Genomic DNA, 16,982 nt, shown 5'->3' with positions numbered 1-16,982 from the left:
CAACAAAAAATACACGCTATAAGTTGTTTCTTGATCAACTTATAGCGTGTATTTCACTACTTCTTGAATATAGTTTTCTTCTTCGGCTGTGAAGAGGATCGGGAATTCGGATAGTGAGAAGTTTGAATTTTGGATTATATCCTCTATATCACTTTGAGATGTATCAAGATAGTTCGTTACCTCTTCAATTAAGTTGAAAAATTCCTTCAAAGTAACTTGAACTTCAGGATGACTCGGATCCTTCTCTTCTACCTTATACTTTTTCAACTTCCCTATCACATCCATAAAGCGCTGCTCAAACTTTTCTTTTAATTCCTTATCATTATAAAAAGCTTGAACACTCTCTTTTGAAAAATGTTCCTCTAACCATTCTTTATTTTCTTTCTCCCATATAAAAGTTTGCAGAAATGAAGAAAATAAAGCAACATCCACTCGTTCTTCCTTTTGAAACTTCTTCGTCATCTCATCCATATGCGAAAGTACCTTCGCAATTCTTTCTTGCTCCGCAAAAAGCAATTCCCTTTGAAAATGTATTTGTCTTAAAAATTCTTCCGTCTCTATATCACGCTGCAATATAATATTTTGAATTTCTCCAAGCGAAAAACCGAGATGCTTAAACGATTGAATTTGCTGCAGCACATACAGATCATCTTTCGTATATAACCGATGCCCACCCTCAGTATAATCGCTCGGCTTTAATAAATTAATCTTGTCATAATAACGAAGCGTCCGCACCGTAACATCCCCAACACTTGCAAACTCACTAATCATCCACGCCATATCATCACCTACTCCGATAACTTATCTTTCACATACTGAAGCATACGAGAAAAACTCATCTCATTCTGCCTACAATATTGAAACAAACCTACAACAGGTAACAAAAAAGGAATATTCCCTCTATAACGATTTTCATACTCGCTAATGCCATCATAAAAGTACTCATACTTTCTTTTTCGTAAAACAATATAAATCGCAATAAACAACACTGCAATCATAACCAAAAGTCGCTTTCCCCTTATCTCCACTTCTTGTTTCATCACCTATTCTCCTTCCACCGTATACTGCTCTTCTTTAAATAACGGAATTCGAATGAAATAACGATATGGTTCATCGCGTATTACTTTCCACGCAACAATGATCACTTGAACTACCTCAAAAGCAAATACAATCCAAAATAAAACATCACTAATACGTGAACTAATATTAAATAGAAGAAAAATTAACAAATGAAAGTTGAACGCCTTTCGGCAATGGTATTTGTACACTTCATTTTTATGTGCCAGTGTGATGTACATGAGTAGTGGTGAAAAGATTCCTATCGTGGCTGAGAGTAGTAGCATGATGATGGTGTTTCTTTTTTCTTTTGTGGTGGTTTTCATGGTTGGTTTGGTCCCCCCTTTTGATTTGTCTTCTTTAGGTTAGGGGGTGACGTTGGGGGAGGTGCAAGGGGAAGATTAGTTCTCTTCACAAACTTCAAGAAAAGCCTTCCAAACTAAAAAAGGCATTTCTAATCTATTAGAATATGCATTTTTTGTTAAATATTGTAGAATAATAATAAAGGTAATTATTAAGGAGGAAGACTATTGGATAAACCAAATATATCCGTATTTTTTGGCGCAGGAGCAGAAATAGGTTACGGACTACCTTCTGGAGGGAAGTTTGCACTTGAAATATTTCGCTGTCCAAATGAGGAAGACAAAGAAGTTTTCCGTCATCAGATTCAAAATATTAATAGAATGTCTCAAATTGCAACACAATGGTTACCCGATAACTACACCAATAAACGTTTAAATGTATTTGGAAAAGGTGAATTTGAAGGATTAATCGCTTCTAGTTTAGAGAATAGACGAAATAATATTTTAGCATACCTTGACAACTTTGATGAGCATGTTATTAATATCCTTCAAAATTGGCATGTAACAGAGGAAGTAGTACGTCAGAAATTTACTAACGAAACAAACGAGCACATTGGAGACCAGCTTTATAGTCAATCTGTCAGACTAAATGAAAAACTAGCTGCTCAAGTCCCTCTGTTTGACTCTGCATATTTTTCTGCATTTTTGAGGTTATTAGCCAAACACCCTCAAGAACAACATATAAAAAGAATCGTAAGAGCCTTCTTAGAATTACTAGTAGGGGCATTTGGACAAAGCCTTGTTTCACAGTTAAATGAAGAACTATTCACAGAAGCCCCTGATGAATTAAGTGTATTTGATGACTTGTCAGGAATCTTCTCTCTAAATTATCAAGGCGTAGGACAGACTGGAATGGAAATTGTAATTGAGGAACAACCTCTGGATATTGACGACAGTACTGAAGGTTTAACTATTTTCAAAGAATTAGGTCGCAGTATTTTAGAAGAAATCTACTGTCAAGCTATGGATTATCAAGCTTTGATCGATAGCCATTTCCGCTATTTATACAATCCCAAAGCTCATTGGGCAAAGTTTACACGCATTGCTATTTTTCTTCACACAGTTAGACGATATATTACCCAATCTGTTCAAGTAGATCCTCACAAAATTTCGATAGGTCCGGGTTATTATCATGATCTTCTCAATATGAAAGAACTATTCACTGTCAAAGCAATTGGAAGCACAAATTACAATAACTTCGTACAGCAGGTAATTTCAGGAACAGAACTAAGCAACACCCCTGTATATCACTTAAATGGAAGCGTTAATGAATACTACGATCCATTTAAAAACGAAATTTTAACCGATCCAATAGATATTGAAAAAGAAGGCCGCTTACTTGTTCCTTTTATGTTTACTCAAAGTGGTATTAAACCATTAACATCCGTTGGAATGTCGAGGAAATATGTGGAACTATATGATCATTTTATAGAATCAGATATAGTCTGTGTAATTGGATACGGATTTAATGGTGATGATGGTCATATTAATGGTATGTTTAGAAGCTTAGTAGAGCAAGAAAATAAAAAATTATTTATTTTTCACTACAAAAATGATAATCGTTCTCCATCTCAAATAGAAAGAGAGTATAAAGAAAAACTTCGACTCAATTCTTCTGATAATATTAAGATTTTTTTAGTGGATCAAAACAGATTAATAAACGAGAAAATATGGTTCGAATGCATTTATAACGAACTAATTATGCAATAAATATATATATAAAAATTTAATATATAAATACACAAAAAAATCACTAGACTAATAATATCCTTAGTCTAGTGATTTTTTTGATATTACCTCACTGTAATCACACAAATATCCAATTAAAATATTGTCATATATACATTGCATTTCTTTACAAATTCCTACTACCTTCTTCTAAGAACCTTTGTAAAATTCTAGAAGATGGGTAACTGGACATAGATGCTATACCATTAGCTAATTCTATCGGAAATAGTGCACCTGTATAACGATGACTAACCATTTCTGGGATTGTGGCCAGTATTCTATCAAGTCCAACTAATTCCTCTTTTCGAGGTGAATCCTTTTCATTTATATAATCCCCTGTGGGGATATTTAATACAAAGTATGAGTTTGGATCGGCTTTGACATAAATTTTTTCTCCCCAATTTGTTCTTTTACCATAAGGATTTACTAAATCAGTTTTTCTATATACTTCTTTCCGAATATACTCATGTGTTAAAACCGAATAATGCATTGTTTCTCCTCGTTCATTTGGTTTTAATTCCTTGCTTAATTTGGAGAGGTGATCGAAAAATACTCCTGATTTTTCTTGTCCAATTATATGTATTGTTCTTTTTTTCTTTTTAGCATATTCTAAAAAGCTTCTTATTTTAGGTACTAATTTTGAATATTGGCTTCTTAACGTCAAAGGACCATCTTTTATAAATAAAGTTTCTGTTACAAGTCGCTGATCTTCATACTCCCACATCAAGCGGATAATTGTAAATAGCATTAAATGTTCCATAATAAGCATATATGCAGAGCTCACACTCTCAGGTGCACTATCTTCTTCCATATCTAAATGAAATCCAATCATATCAGTTAAAAAAACTAATCCATCACAAAATTCACATCTTTTTTCATCCGAATTAGCCTCAAAGCCAATAATTTCCCTACTACAATGTGGACATTGAAAATCTGGTGAAACGGTATAATTGTTTGACCATTTTTCATATACCAACCACTTTAGTGTTTCATAAAAAACACCATTTTGATCAATTTTCATTGAATCTCTAACGATATGTCTCACAGTATCATAATTAGAACCTTTTGTATTTTTTATATTTCTTAATGGGAATACTGTTGCATGCTGTACCGCGCTCTTCTTCATAATATCTTGCAACAGTAGAGGATGGGGCTGATCTTTATCAATCTCATCAAGCTTTAATCGATCAATGGACATTAAGGCCGTTTTGACAAATGAAACTTCCTTACAAGGTTTCGTGTCTGATGCAACTGTAACATAAGAGCCATCAACAGCCCAAAAGTGTTTTAATTTTTGCACTCCCTCTAATTCAGCTTTTTCCCATCCACACTTTTCACTATCAGTAATATCATAAACCATAGATTCAAATTCTTTTACAAGAGATTTGACCCATTCACTTTCAATTACATTTATATGTCCTAGTTTTGATGCTGATTCAAAAGGCAAATTTGAACCACTTGCATAAGCCATTATTTACCACCTGCACTAACTTCAAATTTATTTGTTTGGACAGGCACAACAAATCTATGTGACATAGTAAGTATTCTCATATACCCCGGAGTTTTTGCTTTTTGAATATCAGCTTCTATCCCATTGAATGCTACCTGTACTTTTGATAAGGATTTTGTTTCATCAGAAGAAGATAAATGTCCTACAAAAAAATTTTCGGTCTGAGCTAATAACTCTTTACTTATAGTAGATGGAGATTGAGTAGAATACACCATACCAATGTGAAACTTCGCTCCCTCTTTTGCAAACCGAGAATAAATGTCTGTATGATCATTTGTATTAGGTGGAAACAAGTTATGCGCTTCTTCAAAATATAATTGAACATAATGTTTGGATAATGAATTTCCTACAAACTTTTTCTCTTGATGATTAAATACTGCTTGAGATACTAAATCTGAAAAATATCGTCTAATTTTATCTGTTGCATTTCCTAAATCCAAAATAACCGTTTTTCCCAAATCAACTAAATCCAAAATTTCTTTGGTAAAATCACCCGCATCCTTAGAATGATATTGTAAATACCCTCTTAAAATCATAGGACCACTGCCTGATTTTGGAGTGAAAAAGTTCAGTAGGGCTATATCATCTGCGTCTAATAAATCTTTACCAGTAGCAGATTTTAAATCCGACGCACCGTTTTCATTTATAAATGCAGCTAATTTTTCAATTTCTGCAACTAATTCTTCTAAAGACATCGGTTTGGCTTTTAACTCTTCTTTGTCTTTAACCTTGTATATCTTTTTACGAACTGCCTCTGAGAAACCAGGATTAAAGTCACCTACATTCCTTGCTCTAAGCTTCATATTTTTGAGCTTCTCTTCCTTACATTCATACCCTGCTTTTTTCAATATCGCCCAATAGAATTGAATTTTACGGATCATTCTAACTTTTTCACTCTCTTCAGAAACCTTCACCTCTTCAATTGAGGGCAAAACTACACTACTAAAACTTTTTACATAGTTAGCTTGCTGTTTATCTTGCTCTAACAGAGTTGATATTACATTTTTACATGCATATGGTTGTTCATAAAAATTCAGGCGTAAATCCTTAGATTCCGTACCAGTTCTTTTAGTTAAAGCATAAACTACACATTGATCCTTATAAGCTGTCCTTAAAGACGTATTTCCATCTTGTGGATTATCATTTGCATATTCACCATTTATATCAAAAATTATTTGTCCAATATTTTTTTCACTTTCAGAAGATTGAATGATAGATTGTGCAATCAATTTTACTACATTTGATTTACCTAACCTTGTTTTCCCAAACATCGCAGTTCGAGTACCTTTAAAATCTTCAACAGAAATATTTACTTCTGTTGGCTTTTTCTTTCTTGTCAATTGGCATTCAGTTGTACGTAAATATCCTAGATTATATCTCTGGTTCTTTTTCAATAAGCCATTCACAATCAAATTAAGAATCTCTTCATCCGGAGCATATACCTTATATCGATGGGCACTTACAACGTTGTTGACATCCCCAGAAAAAGCAACTTGAGAGTAATCCGTAGGATTTTGATAATACATTCCTAAGACATCACAATCTAATGCACCCCATTGTAATTCACTTTGTGTCCATATATCTAGCTCTGGCATAGATTTTTTATGCAGTTCAAAATAAGTTTGTTGTACATGATTGCTTAATGGTGTTGGTGATACCCCACTTACTCTTAATAAAGTAAAGTGCAGTGGGATCCCTCTATAATCATTAGGAACCAAAATTAAATAAGAGCCCCTTGGAATCCCCCCAACTGCAATTTTATAAGGATCCGAAGTAATGATTTTTGCAGTATCATAATTTAATTCCAATACGTAGCCAACAAAATTCATCTGATCAATAATTCGAGCCTCTTCTAGACTATTCTGCTTTTCCAAGAAATTAGAAAGAACTTTCAAAGGACTTTCACTAAGTGCCGTACTCTTTACCAAATGTTCCAACTGATTAGCTCCCAAATTCATCATTACGTCCCCCTTCAATCCATGTTTACCTTAATCACCAACTCTTCGTATTTATCTCTATGAAGAGCCGATGCTGAAATCGAGCTAAACCTCGATACAACTTGCAAATCAAACCCCTCTGATTCATATAATTCTCTAATAGATTGGTGCGAGGCATTTGTCATCAGAATTTTAACGCCCCTATTTTTCGCTCTAATTAAACTCTTAGATAATCGTACTTGATCGTCCCAGGAGAATAACACCTCATTATATTTCACAAAACCATTCTGGTTATGCCTAACAGTATACGGTGGATCTACAAAAACAAAATCATTATATTGAGCTTGATCAATTATTTTTTCAAAATCTTGATTCAATATTTTTGCCTTCTTCAATAGTTTGGCTAATTCTCCAAAATCATCTGTTTCTAATAAAACGCTCGTTTTACTCCCAACTGGTACATTAAATTGTCCTTGTTTATTAACCCTATAAATTCCATTAAAACAAGTTCTATTTAAATAAATCATTCTTGCAGCTTTTTCCTTTAAAGAAGTAAAACTAGTAGATCTAATATCGTAATAATATTCTTTACTATGCAATTTATCATGTTGAATTAATAAATCGTATACTTTCTTCCAGCAAAATTTAATGCCTTTATATGCATCAATAAGTTCTTTATTCCTATCATTTAGCACTGCATCATTAGGACAGAGTGTAAAATATACTACCCCACTCCCTAAAAATGGTTCGAAATATCTATTATAGTTTTCTGGTAATAGATGTGGATACTGCTGGACAAACCACCGCTTACCTCCTGCCCATTTTAAGAATGGTATTATTTTCTTATTCATATTTCCCAAATCCAATCCGTTACCTTAATAATATCATCTGTAAATATCTAATATTAGATATGACAATTTAATTCATTGGCTTAAGCGCAACCACATTTCCTTTTTCTTAAGTCTATTAAATATAAACTCCATTCCTGATGAATTTCCTATATATTCTAATTTATCTCAATTCTGAGTTTTTCTCAAATAAAATCTAAAATAGTTTTATAAAACAACAGCTCATAATCTATGATTTTTAATTCTATTTCAAATTGATACATTTATGAACTTCTTTTAAAAGATTCCGAACTACAAAATAGTCACATTTTATCAAGTTAAAAAGCCCAAAATCAATTTAAACAACACCGATCCCCTACTAACAACCAACTCCAAAGGCACTTCCTTAACTAGTCCATCTCTCCCCACCATAACAACCTCATTCTCATAATCAACCCAAATCTGAACGTCCTGCACATAATAACTCTTAATAGTAGAAGCCTCATCTAAGTTGTTATGATCCAGTTCAACCTTAACTTGCTTCGTAAAACGACGCAGCGTTTTCCAAAGAGTGCGTTCTTCTTTTGATTTCATGAAGAGTTCTGGGAGTTCTTGTACTTCTTTTAATAACGACATAGTTGTTATGGTGTATGTTTGAATGCCGTATCCTACTGGGCGGATGAGGTGGTCTAGTTTTTTCCATGGCTCTAGTTCAAAATGTACATATTCATCGTTTTGTTGCATTTGAATGTGTTTGATTTTGGCGACGTATTGAATTCCGCCTTTTTCACCATGCCATTTTTTCGGTGCGTATAATGCTATGTACTTTGCTTCTTGCCATCCTGGTTTTAACTGTGTGACTGATAACTGGTATAAGCCTTCTTTTCTATATGTTTCATAGTCGGCTTCAGTTTTCACGCTGCCTACTAATACTTTTTCATCTAGTGAAGAGTGCCATTCTTCTTTTGTTCCTCTCGGAAGGATGCCTTCTCTTATAATTTCTTCTGGGCTTTTTTCAATGAGATGGTCTAGAAATTGTTCGACTAGTCTTGTTGCGTTTGGTAAGAACGGGAATCCACCGATATTTACTTTTTCGATACTTTTATAAAATGGATGGTTCTCGTATGCTTCCTCTTGGTTCCACGGGAATAGTACGTACGCTCCGTAAGCTGTTCGCTCAAAAGGCCCCTCTTGTTCTACTACTAGTGCGTCTCTGTAACGATGCATTGTGTTAATATCTTCTTCCATTGGACCAGGAGTGCCATACTTCCTTTTGTAATGAGCTTTTTCAGCAAAATCAATTCGGTATTTCGCATCAAAAATGTATTGATATTGATAGTTCTTTCCCTTTTTCTCAATAGCGAGCATCATATCTGGTTTTTGTGTAACTGTTGGTAGTCTACCGTTTCTTTTCTGGAAATACAGTTCTATTACTTCATCAGTGACTGGATGCTTGAACGTTCTTTTTGCAGTTTTACTTTCATCAAGCGTTACGTATAAACCATCTTGTTTAACTTGAATAACATCTTGATGGAGCGGTATATATTTCTTTGATAGAATTTGTCCGAGTTTTAAATATGTCCAGTATTCATATAATCTAGCAACATCTTTTACCGACATTTTAAAAATTTGTCCTCGTAATGTTAAGCCTCGTGATAGCATTAAGAAAATTTGATACGCATCTCTATAGCCAGCCGCCATTTGGATTACGAGTGAAAAGACTGAGCGATCTAATTTTCCTATTCCTCGCCAAAATGGATCGTTCAATTCATTTTTCATTCGATACTTCATATTTCTTACACGTTCTAACAAATCTTCATCAGTTACACCACGTGTATATCTAGACTTTGGCTCTAGCGCCTTAAGTAAATCTTCTATTTTATGTACGACTCTTTGAATCATCCATTTAACAAATCTATTTTCTAACGTATCATAAGACGCTTCCTTATAAGCTCTAATACCTTTAGTTGGTATACTATTTTCTCCTTGCAGCAAGTGTGGCCGCTTTCGTAAATAATTCATTCCGACAGAATCCAATTTACGAATTTTTTCTCCTCGTACTAGTTGATGTCTAGTCATAAGCGTATGATGCGGTTGTCTTTTAATATGAGAGATTGACTTCATAAAACGCTCAAAGGAATCATTTAAAATACGATAGAACTCACTCTTCGATGGATTTGTAGCATAAATTGCAGATGCTCCTAAGTAAGTTCTCTTTAATAAATGAAACGCTAAATTATAAATTTCATCATTTACTTCATCTAATAAAGCTCTATAATCATCCTTATAATCAAGTTTTGCCGGGAAAACTTCAAATGTAACGGTTAATAAAGTATCTTTATCATCTTTAATTTCAAACCTTGTATTTCCTACTTCATTTGGAAACGAAAGATTCCCCATTAACACATGAAGTGATCCCATTTGAATGGAACTAACTTGTTTTCGAAAACCCGGATGTTCATGATAAAAAGAGAGTTGCTTGTTATTTTTCGGAACAACAACAAGCTGATAACTTCTATTCTCAAAAAAGATTGGCGGGTGTTCATTCCTTTCGTCTAGCCTCTGCAATCTCGCATCAAATACAGAGACGGATTCCGCCTTCCCATTTACATGAAAATACATCATTTCATCTGCGTTCATAGCGTGATATTCTTTTAAACTCTCATATTTTTCATGATAAGGATTTCCTTTAATCGTCAATGATAGCTCCTCTGTTTCAATCTTAACTAATTCTATCTCATCATTAGATCCAGAAAGAGGTGAAACCATCATACTCGAACCTCCTTAACATATGAGACAGCTTGTTAGCAGAACGAGGATACTTAGCATATGAAGCGTCACTATTGCTACTATCATATTCTTCATTTGCACATAATACATACAACTGCTTTAATACCTCTTCTGTTCTTCCATCACTCCCTGCAAGACGCGGTAAAATCTTTTGATATATTTGATAATCCAGCGATTCATCAAACGTTAATAACTTTCCTTGCTCGTTGTATGCCATATAGAAACAAATTTCATCTCGTATACGATATCCAACTTGAGCTCCAACTGATTCAAGTATTTTATTTATTTCTATTAAAATAGTTGAGATATTTCTCACAAGATCTTCGTTGTCTTTAAAACATTCTTTTAGATGAAGATACTCGGTTTCTAAAGAGCGATTCGAAGCAATTTCAGCTTCCTTCTCCTCTACATCCATTAAGAAATTAAAATAATCTAAGTTAACGGTATTAAACTCAATTGTATTCGCACGATCTAATACTCTCTTACTTAACGGATGTGTCGTTTCATCCATATTTACCGTTCCGATAATATATACATTTGATGGAATCGTAATATGCTTATTCGCAATTGACTCAGGAAGAACAGGTGACGTAACAATTTTTCCATCTTTCCATTTACGACTTTCAATTACACTTAAAAAGTCACTAAAGTAGTATTCCACTCGAGCTAAATTCATCTCGTCTAACACTACAAAATACGGCCTATTTGGATTTGCATCTGCGTTTTCAAGAACTTTAATTAACGGTCTTTCTTGAAACTCCCCTTGAAGATTCACATAACCGAGTAAATCAGAGCTATCACTCCAATCAGGTCGAACCGGGATAAGTGTAAATTGTCCATTCTCTTCCGTTGCTCCTAAACTTTCCGCAAACCACTGAACAATTTTCGTTTTCCCTGTACCTGAAATACCTGATAAAATCACAAATGGCTTCGTCTTTAACGAAAGGAAGAAATTAACAAGATCATTTTTCTCATAAAAGAAACCTTTACTTTGAATATAAGAAGACACATGGTCGATAATTGATTGCTGATCTAAATACACTTCTTTCCTCTCATAAATCATTTCATACTTCGTTCCTTCCTTTTTGTAGGCTATGAATCCCTCATAATAGCGAAGCATTTCTTCCAAGTCTTCCACTAATTCTGCTTCGCTTGGCATTTTATTAACATCGTATGCAATATAAGCCGCGGTTGAATTCGAATATCCCTTTGCTTTCGTACTCGTGCCAAGAAAGATCTCATCATCTTTTTTCACTTTTTGAGACATATGTATTTGTTCACGGATCTCTTCTTTAATTTTTTGCATCTCTTCTTTAGTTGTTTCTGTCACACCTTGCGCCAGCGTTAAATATAATCGCTCCATATCTTCACTAAACAAATAAACGATATAATAACCTCTCTGCGTAGATGTCGTAATATCTTTATTCATAATCGCAAGCCATGGAACAGCAGCCCAATTCCCTTGTCCAACTGACCCTGTAACAACATACTGACTATGATCAATAAATGGTAATCTCGTTATTTCCGTTGTCATTTCATTCCTAACAAACGATCCCATTTTATGCCCCGCAAATCTTTCTGTTCTTGCCTGTAAATACTCATTCAGAACCGTTAAAAACTTTTCACGCAAATTACTGTCCATACTACCGCCCTTTTCTCCATCGTCTTTTGCATATTGTTCAACAGGAATCCATTCACCATTAATTAGCCCTACTTGTTCAAGCCAATCTAGTAAGTTACCCGTACGCCTCTTCGCTACCGATTCAACCATTAGATTATCACCTAAAGAATTTCGAACAATCGTCATTCCAAAACCTACTAAAGCTTCTTTCTTTTCATCCTTTGAATACTTCTCTAACAATCCAAGAACAAATAAAGCATGACGGAAATATTCCTGCCTTAAAACTAGCTGTGCTATATAAGCATTCTTATCTTCCGATTGAACATATTCATTTAATAAAAGCTGATTCATTTCATGAGATTCATTCAAAAAGCCCAATAATCTTAAATCTTGACGCGCGCGAGACTTCCTACTATATAAATTTTCATCCATTTGTTCACTTAACGTACTTGGATTATATGTACCATTTATGATCTCTTCTAAAAAGAGTATGACTTTATCATATTTTTCACTTGGTAGGTTATCGGTTTGGAATTCTTTAAATGCAATAGCTCCTGATTCTATTACATTCACAAATGGCAGCTGTGAAAAGAAGGCTAACAAGAAAGCATTACATTCACCTGCTTGTCCGAAATCTTTACTCTTTACCGTACGCATAGCGATAATCTTTCCCCAAGCATTCTTAAGAAGCTCAAAACTCACGTTAAAATCAGATGGTTCTTCTTCTTTTGCATATTGTCCACTTGAAGTTTTAGTTTGAACATCTAATCCTTTATCATCCTTGTTTATAATCCAATAAGTTTTATCACCTTTTATATCTTCAACCTGCTTCGTTGTTTTAGCCAATTCAATTATAAGTTGCTCTAACATTTTCATCCCACCGTTACAATTAATTACAATTACTACTATTTTACCAAACTATGTATAAAAGAAAAATCATACAATTTAATGTATGATTTTCTACTCTACTATTTAAAATACTTCTGATAATCCTCTTCATTTTTAAATTCAATCGGCCCAACATCCATTCGAAACTTCCCGTTCTCGTACAAAAGTGGTGAGGCCTCTGAATGGTCTTTTGAGTAACTTTCTACATGTGAAATTTTCATCTCATTTGAATTGGTGAAATCAATATGAGCAATGCACACCCAATAAGCGTGGTCATTTATTTCTAATAATGGTGCTGTTACAACGCTTCCCATATGATTATCGACAACAGCTTTAGCCTTCATAGAATAGAAACTACCTATTCCATTTCCGACAGCACTATATGCAGCAAATAAAACATATTTTAAAGCTTCTGGTCGGTAAATACGAATTGTTTCTTTTCCTGGTTCTTGCGAATCACCGTCCAATACAATATACGGCGACACTTTAGACGAACCTAGATTTTTATAATAAACTTTTCCTATCTCTCCATTCGTTGTTACGTAAAAACAATATAAGTCTAAATCTTTATTTGTTTCCCACTCTAAAGTAGCTGTTACCATTTTAGATTTTTGTATATTGATAGATTGTTTTTTCTTCAATTCAACCTTCACTGCGTTAATAGTTTTTTGTACTAGAGGCTTAGTAGGAACTATTTTCTTCTCTACAGGAGGAGTAAATTGTTTTTCATCTTCTGCGATTTCTATTCCAAAATTTGTACACAATGCAGCTAACCCTCCAAAATAGCCAGCTCCAATAGGATTGAACTTCCATCCTCCTCCATGTCGATATAGCTCTCCAACAATAATGGCACTTTCATCTGTAAATGGATATGTAATAGGAAAATGAATAATTTCTAAACCTGATTGTGCGTTACTTATTTTCAATTGAATATGGGAAACATCTCGTAACGCCTGTTTCTTCTCTTCCGCATTATGAATTGTAATCGAAAAGACAATCTTTTGTACCTCATCTTTTATATGAGTAAAATCTATCGAAAATCTTTGTTTACTTCCATTTGTTTCATTTTGATTCAATTGAACAGATCGACAACTAGAATAAGGTTGTCCATAGAAAACGAAATCTTCTTCTTTAGTAATTTTCCTATTAAACCCTACTAAAAAAGCTGATGCATCTACATCCATATTCATCGGGGCATTCCAAGTTAAATCTACCAGTAAACCTCTAATCTCCGGATGATTATTAGTAACGTCTATCTTTTGTCCCCTTACTAAAGTATGTATCATCATAATTCCCCCGTCCTACACCTTTAATGTTTTAACATTCAGTTCAATTATACTCCTCTTTAGATTTTCAAGGATACCCTCAAGATATTTCGTTCCTTAATACTTGTCCAAAGGACGGTTTATCATAACTTCCAGCATGAATGTATAAATGCTCAGATGATCTTGTCATGCCTACATATAATAGCTTACGTAGTTTAATATCATTTTGTTCGATCTGCATTCTCTCAAACTTGTCTACATCAACTAAAAATACAATTGGTGCCTCAAGACCTTTTGATGAATGATATGTCGTTATAATTAAATGTCCTTCAGTAATATTTTTTGTAACTTTTACTTTTTGACGTATTTCATGATTTAGTTTTTCCTGTATACTCTCACAATCTTTTCGCTCTCTACATAAAATCAATATATCTTCTGGCTTATAGCCCTCGCGCTTAATAAGCTCGTAAACTTTATTACTAATATCTTCATATGATCCTTCAATAAAACTAACTCCATCTTTCATTTCGTTCTCAAAAGATAGTTCACTCATTGGACAATAAAATTTATTTACTTCCTCTTCCAATTTCTTTTCTTGTTTCAAGAAATTAAGGGCTAAATCTATATGTTGACTACCGGCACGATAAGATTTCTTTAATAAAGAACTTCTCCCGCGCATATCAATACCTAAGCTCTTCCAACTATGATCTGAGTTATTATAAATGCTCTGTAGTCTATCTCCTGCTAAAAATAAATTTATCCCAGTAACAGTTTCCTTTTGATTATTAACATAAGTATGTTCTTTACAAGACTTCACACATAATCGAATCCAATCATCTAGAAAGTCTTGGTATTCGTCCACTAAAACAGCATCATATGATGATTGCGCTCGCTGTATAGCTACTTCCGGCAATTCTTCATTCCACCACTTCACTGTATTTTTTTGGGGTACACATATACTTGCTGTATCTAGCGCAAATTTATGAAAAGTGCTAACGTCTATATTCTCCAAGCGCACATTCATAAAGGCAAGATCAGCTGCTAAGGAATTCAATTTGTTTTCAATTTTTGTTTTTAACGACCTATTATACGTTAATATTTTTATTTTCCATTCTGGATGTTCACGTACTAGATGAATTGCACGAGCTAGCAATAAAACTGTTTTTCCACTACCTGGAACTCCAGTTACCATATAGTGTCCGTACGGTACACGCTTCGCGAAACGCTCTTGCTCTGCATCTAGTGCTGTAATTAATTCTTTTGTACTGATTTGATTATCGCTACAACTAACCTTAATTTCTGGAAATAATAGTGTTCGTATTGCAATAATTTCATCTTCTTCTACAAAACTAAATTCATTTTTAAATAATTGATTTATATTTACTGCACTTAACATGTCAGATGAAATACACTGCGCTGGTGGCTGATTAAATACTTGATCTAATCCACTCTCTTCAATCTTATTAGAATGAAGATACGGAAATATAACGTTAGTATGTAATTTAAACTTTAATTCATTCCGTTCATTTTTTAAAACATCTTGCAAACTAAATAATCTCTGTGCTGCAGTATGATATAAGTTAGCTTTACAAAACGGATTATCTACCAGTTTCCCATCTGCTAAATTTATTTTTCTTCTATCCGCTCTACTAATGTAAGAAAGTTCCCAATCCTTCACTTCAAAGATTGTTACACCTCTTTGTGAATCAATTAAAATAAAATCTGGTTCTAAATGTCTAATTCTTGGCTGAATATATAAATACGCTTCTCTTTGCACATCTTTATATAAAGACCGAACCTTTTCAAGTACTTTTCTCTCACCTGGAGTTAAGCTCGGCAAATCATTCGGTATAATATGTAAACTCACAAGAATCCCCTCTTTTTTAATATTATGTGCGTTTTACATTTATATAAATTAAATATAAATATATATAAATAAATAATTTATAATAATAAAAAATGATCAAAAGTTCTCTTTTATTATTACACGCCATTCTAATTTTAAATTATATACTAAAATATAAGTTTTCTGGATTATTTTTCTATATCCAAAACAAAAAGACACTTTTCATAGTGCCTTTTCCATAAGTCTATACCTAACCTTTTGTATCACTAATTTCTCTTTTCTCGTTTGCCCTGACTAATTAACTTAATAAGTTTCTCTCGATTAATTAATACAACTCGATTCACTTTAGCGAGTTTGTATGCTGCAGCTGTAAATTCACTATTTGTAACAACCCATGTTTCATCAGCTTTATAAAATTCTTTTGCACCAACAATCTCCTGAACAGATTTAATTCCAACGTTATTCTTATAGCGTTTTGCCTGTACAATAATTCTTCTATCATTTTTTCTCAAAATTAAATCTGCACCAAAATCGTTAGATGCTCTAGTAACCTCTGTTTTATAACCCAAAGCCTGAAATAGACGTCCTAAATATTTTTCAAACTGGTGTCCGCTCATTTTATCGATATCATAAATTCCTGATTGCCGAAGTTCTCTTAGCTTTTTTACATTCACATACATATATAATAATATAATTGCTGCCGATACCATTATTATCGGTACTAAAAATTCCGGTTTCCACAACACCCCGAAAAACGTCATAACTAGTAAAGATCCCAATATCGATTCATCTTGCTTTTTCTTTCGCTTAGCCATCTTAACTCCTTTTCACTCATAAACCATAATAATTACTTTAATAACCTATATAAAATATCCCACCTAAAATAACTAATGCTATAGCACCTTTAATGATAGGTAGCATATCATCTGGTATATAAGATCTAATAATTACTAGCAAGGTACATACAACAAATACGACACCAAGGAGTATCCACCCGTCCCAAAGTACTTCTTTTAGTGATTTTGGTAACTCTATATTATTAACATCCATTTTATTTCCCTTTCTATCTTAACTTATAAAATTATAATAACGTATTATTTTTATAAAGGGAAATTTTTATATAAATGTATATACTAAGAGTGATATCGATAT

At 33.5% G+C, this 16,982-nt stretch carries 13 protein-coding genes; 1 reads left to right on the top strand and 12 read right to left on the bottom strand.

The genetic code is table 11. The features are described 5' to 3' along the window. Positions 1 to 39: 39 nt before the first annotated feature. The 3 genes from NLJ82_RS04955 to NLJ82_RS04945 are packed head-to-tail and all read right to left on the bottom strand — an operon-like array spanning position 40 to position 1,382. Positions 40 to 780 (bottom strand): MerR family transcriptional regulator, encoded by a 741-nt coding sequence (locus NLJ82_RS04955; RefSeq protein WP_000312430.1) that lies wholly within the window; start codon positions 778 to 780, stop codon positions 40 to 42. A gap of 8 nt (positions 781 to 788) precedes the next feature. Continuing rightward, positions 789 to 1,040 (bottom strand): hypothetical protein, encoded by a 252-nt coding sequence (locus NLJ82_RS04950; RefSeq protein WP_000808327.1) that lies wholly within the window; start codon positions 1,038 to 1,040, stop codon positions 789 to 791. A gap of 3 nt (positions 1,041 to 1,043) precedes the next feature. Beyond that, entirely contained in the window at positions 1,044 to 1,382 is a 339-nt protein-coding gene (locus NLJ82_RS04945) for a magnetosome magnetite crystal formation protein family (protein WP_000859135.1), read from the bottom strand. Positions 1,383 to 1,586: 204 nt separating this feature from the next. On the opposite strand from NLJ82_RS04945, the gene NLJ82_RS04940 reads away from it, so the two are divergent. Next, positions 1,587 to 3,128 carry a hypothetical protein gene (locus NLJ82_RS04940; protein ID WP_000360560.1) on the top strand — a complete coding sequence of 514 codons (1,542 nt, stop codon included), beginning with the start codon at positions 1,587 to 1,589 and terminating at the stop codon, positions 3,126 to 3,128. Between the two features lie 145 nt (positions 3,129 to 3,273). Here the strand turns inward: NLJ82_RS04940 and NLJ82_RS04935 are convergent, their stop codons facing one another. The 9 genes from NLJ82_RS04935 to NLJ82_RS04895 form a co-directional block, all read right to left on the bottom strand. Further along, complete coding sequence (locus NLJ82_RS04935; protein WP_088296492.1) at positions 3,274 to 4,617, bottom strand: hypothetical protein; 1,344 nt, start codon at positions 4,615 to 4,617, stop codon at positions 3,274 to 3,276. Continuing rightward, the gene (locus NLJ82_RS04930) at positions 4,617 to 6,617 is read right to left on the bottom strand and encodes an ATP-binding protein (protein WP_238389564.1); all 2,001 of its coding nucleotides are present in this window, start codon (positions 6,615 to 6,617) and stop codon (positions 4,617 to 4,619) included. Before NLJ82_RS04930 ends, NLJ82_RS04935 begins: the two co-directional genes overlap by 1 nt. Before the next feature lie 11 nt (positions 6,618 to 6,628). Further along, positions 6,629 to 7,444, bottom strand: coding sequence for a DNA adenine methylase (locus NLJ82_RS04925; protein WP_001034985.1), 816 nt, complete (start codon positions 7,442 to 7,444; stop codon positions 6,629 to 6,631). A gap of 309 nt (positions 7,445 to 7,753) precedes the next feature. Continuing rightward, complete coding sequence (locus NLJ82_RS04920; RefSeq protein WP_041185202.1) at positions 7,754 to 10,189, bottom strand: restriction endonuclease-like protein; 2,436 nt, start codon at positions 10,187 to 10,189, stop codon at positions 7,754 to 7,756. Beyond that, a complete protein-coding gene (locus NLJ82_RS04915; protein WP_000893109.1) occupies positions 10,164 to 12,701 on the bottom strand; it encodes an MrcB family domain-containing protein in 2,538 nt (845 codons plus the stop codon). Before NLJ82_RS04915 ends, NLJ82_RS04920 begins: the two co-directional genes overlap by 26 nt. Before the next feature lie 98 nt (positions 12,702 to 12,799). Then, positions 12,800 to 14,005: a TerD family protein gene (locus NLJ82_RS04910; protein ID WP_000582015.1), complete on the bottom strand. Its 1,206-nt coding sequence runs from the start codon at positions 14,003 to 14,005 to the stop codon at positions 12,800 to 12,802. Positions 14,006 to 14,084: 79 nt separating this feature from the next. Beyond that, positions 14,085 to 15,851, bottom strand: a complete 1,767-nt coding sequence (locus tag NLJ82_RS04905; protein WP_000052106.1) for a UvrD-helicase domain-containing protein — start codon at positions 15,849 to 15,851, stop codon at positions 14,085 to 14,087. Between the two features lie 245 nt (positions 15,852 to 16,096). Then, entirely contained in the window at positions 16,097 to 16,645 is a 549-nt protein-coding gene (locus NLJ82_RS04900; protein WP_001129146.1) for a restriction endonuclease, read from the bottom strand. 37 nt (positions 16,646 to 16,682) lie between these two features. Next, on the bottom strand, positions 16,683 to 16,880 hold the full coding sequence (locus NLJ82_RS04895; protein ID WP_000383011.1) for a hypothetical protein: 198 nt from the start codon (positions 16,878 to 16,880) through the stop codon (positions 16,683 to 16,685). Between the last annotated feature and the right edge of the window lie 102 nt (positions 16,881 to 16,982).

Source organism: Bacillus paranthracis (assembly GCF_024296885.1).
In the GTDB taxonomy this organism is placed as follows: Bacteria; Bacillota; Bacilli; order Bacillales; family Bacillaceae_G; genus Bacillus_A; species Bacillus_A paranthracis.
The sequence above is the reverse complement of the archived record's forward strand: the minus strand, read 5'-3'. Positions and strand labels throughout refer to the sequence as shown.

Bases quoted from the DNA above. Each gene is read 5' to 3' on its own strand.
- NLJ82_RS04955 (WP_000312430.1), bottom strand. From the start codon at position 780: ATGGCGTGGATGATTAGTGAGTTTGCAAGTGTTGGGGATGTTACGGTG.
- NLJ82_RS04950 (WP_000808327.1), bottom strand. From the start codon at position 1,040: ATGAAACAAGAAGTGGAGATAAGGGGAAAGCGACTTTTGGTTATGATT.
- NLJ82_RS04945 (WP_000859135.1), bottom strand. From the start codon at position 1,382: ATGAAAACCACCACAAAAGAAAAAAGAAACACCATCATCATGCTACTA.
- NLJ82_RS04935 (WP_088296492.1), bottom strand. From the start codon at position 4,617: ATGGCTTATGCAAGTGGTTCAAATTTGCCTTTTGAATCAGCATCAAAA.
- NLJ82_RS04930 (WP_238389564.1), bottom strand. From the start codon at position 6,617: ATGATGAATTTGGGAGCTAATCAGTTGGAACATTTGGTAAAGAGTACG.
- NLJ82_RS04925 (WP_001034985.1), bottom strand. From the start codon at position 7,444: ATGAATAAGAAAATAATACCATTCTTAAAATGGGCAGGAGGTAAGCGG.
- NLJ82_RS04920 (WP_041185202.1), bottom strand. From the start codon at position 10,189: ATGGTTTCACCTCTTTCTGGATCTAATGATGAGATAGAATTAGTTAAG.
- NLJ82_RS04915 (WP_000893109.1), bottom strand. From the start codon at position 12,701: ATGTTAGAGCAACTTATAATTGAATTGGCTAAAACAACGAAGCAGGTT.
- NLJ82_RS04910 (WP_000582015.1), bottom strand. From the start codon at position 14,005: ATGATACATACTTTAGTAAGGGGACAAAAGATAGACGTTACTAATAAT.
- NLJ82_RS04900 (WP_001129146.1), bottom strand. From the start codon at position 16,645: ATGGCTAAGCGAAAGAAAAAGCAAGATGAATCGATATTGGGATCTTTA.
- NLJ82_RS04895 (WP_000383011.1), bottom strand. From the start codon at position 16,880: ATGGATGTTAATAATATAGAGTTACCAAAATCACTAAAAGAAGTACTT.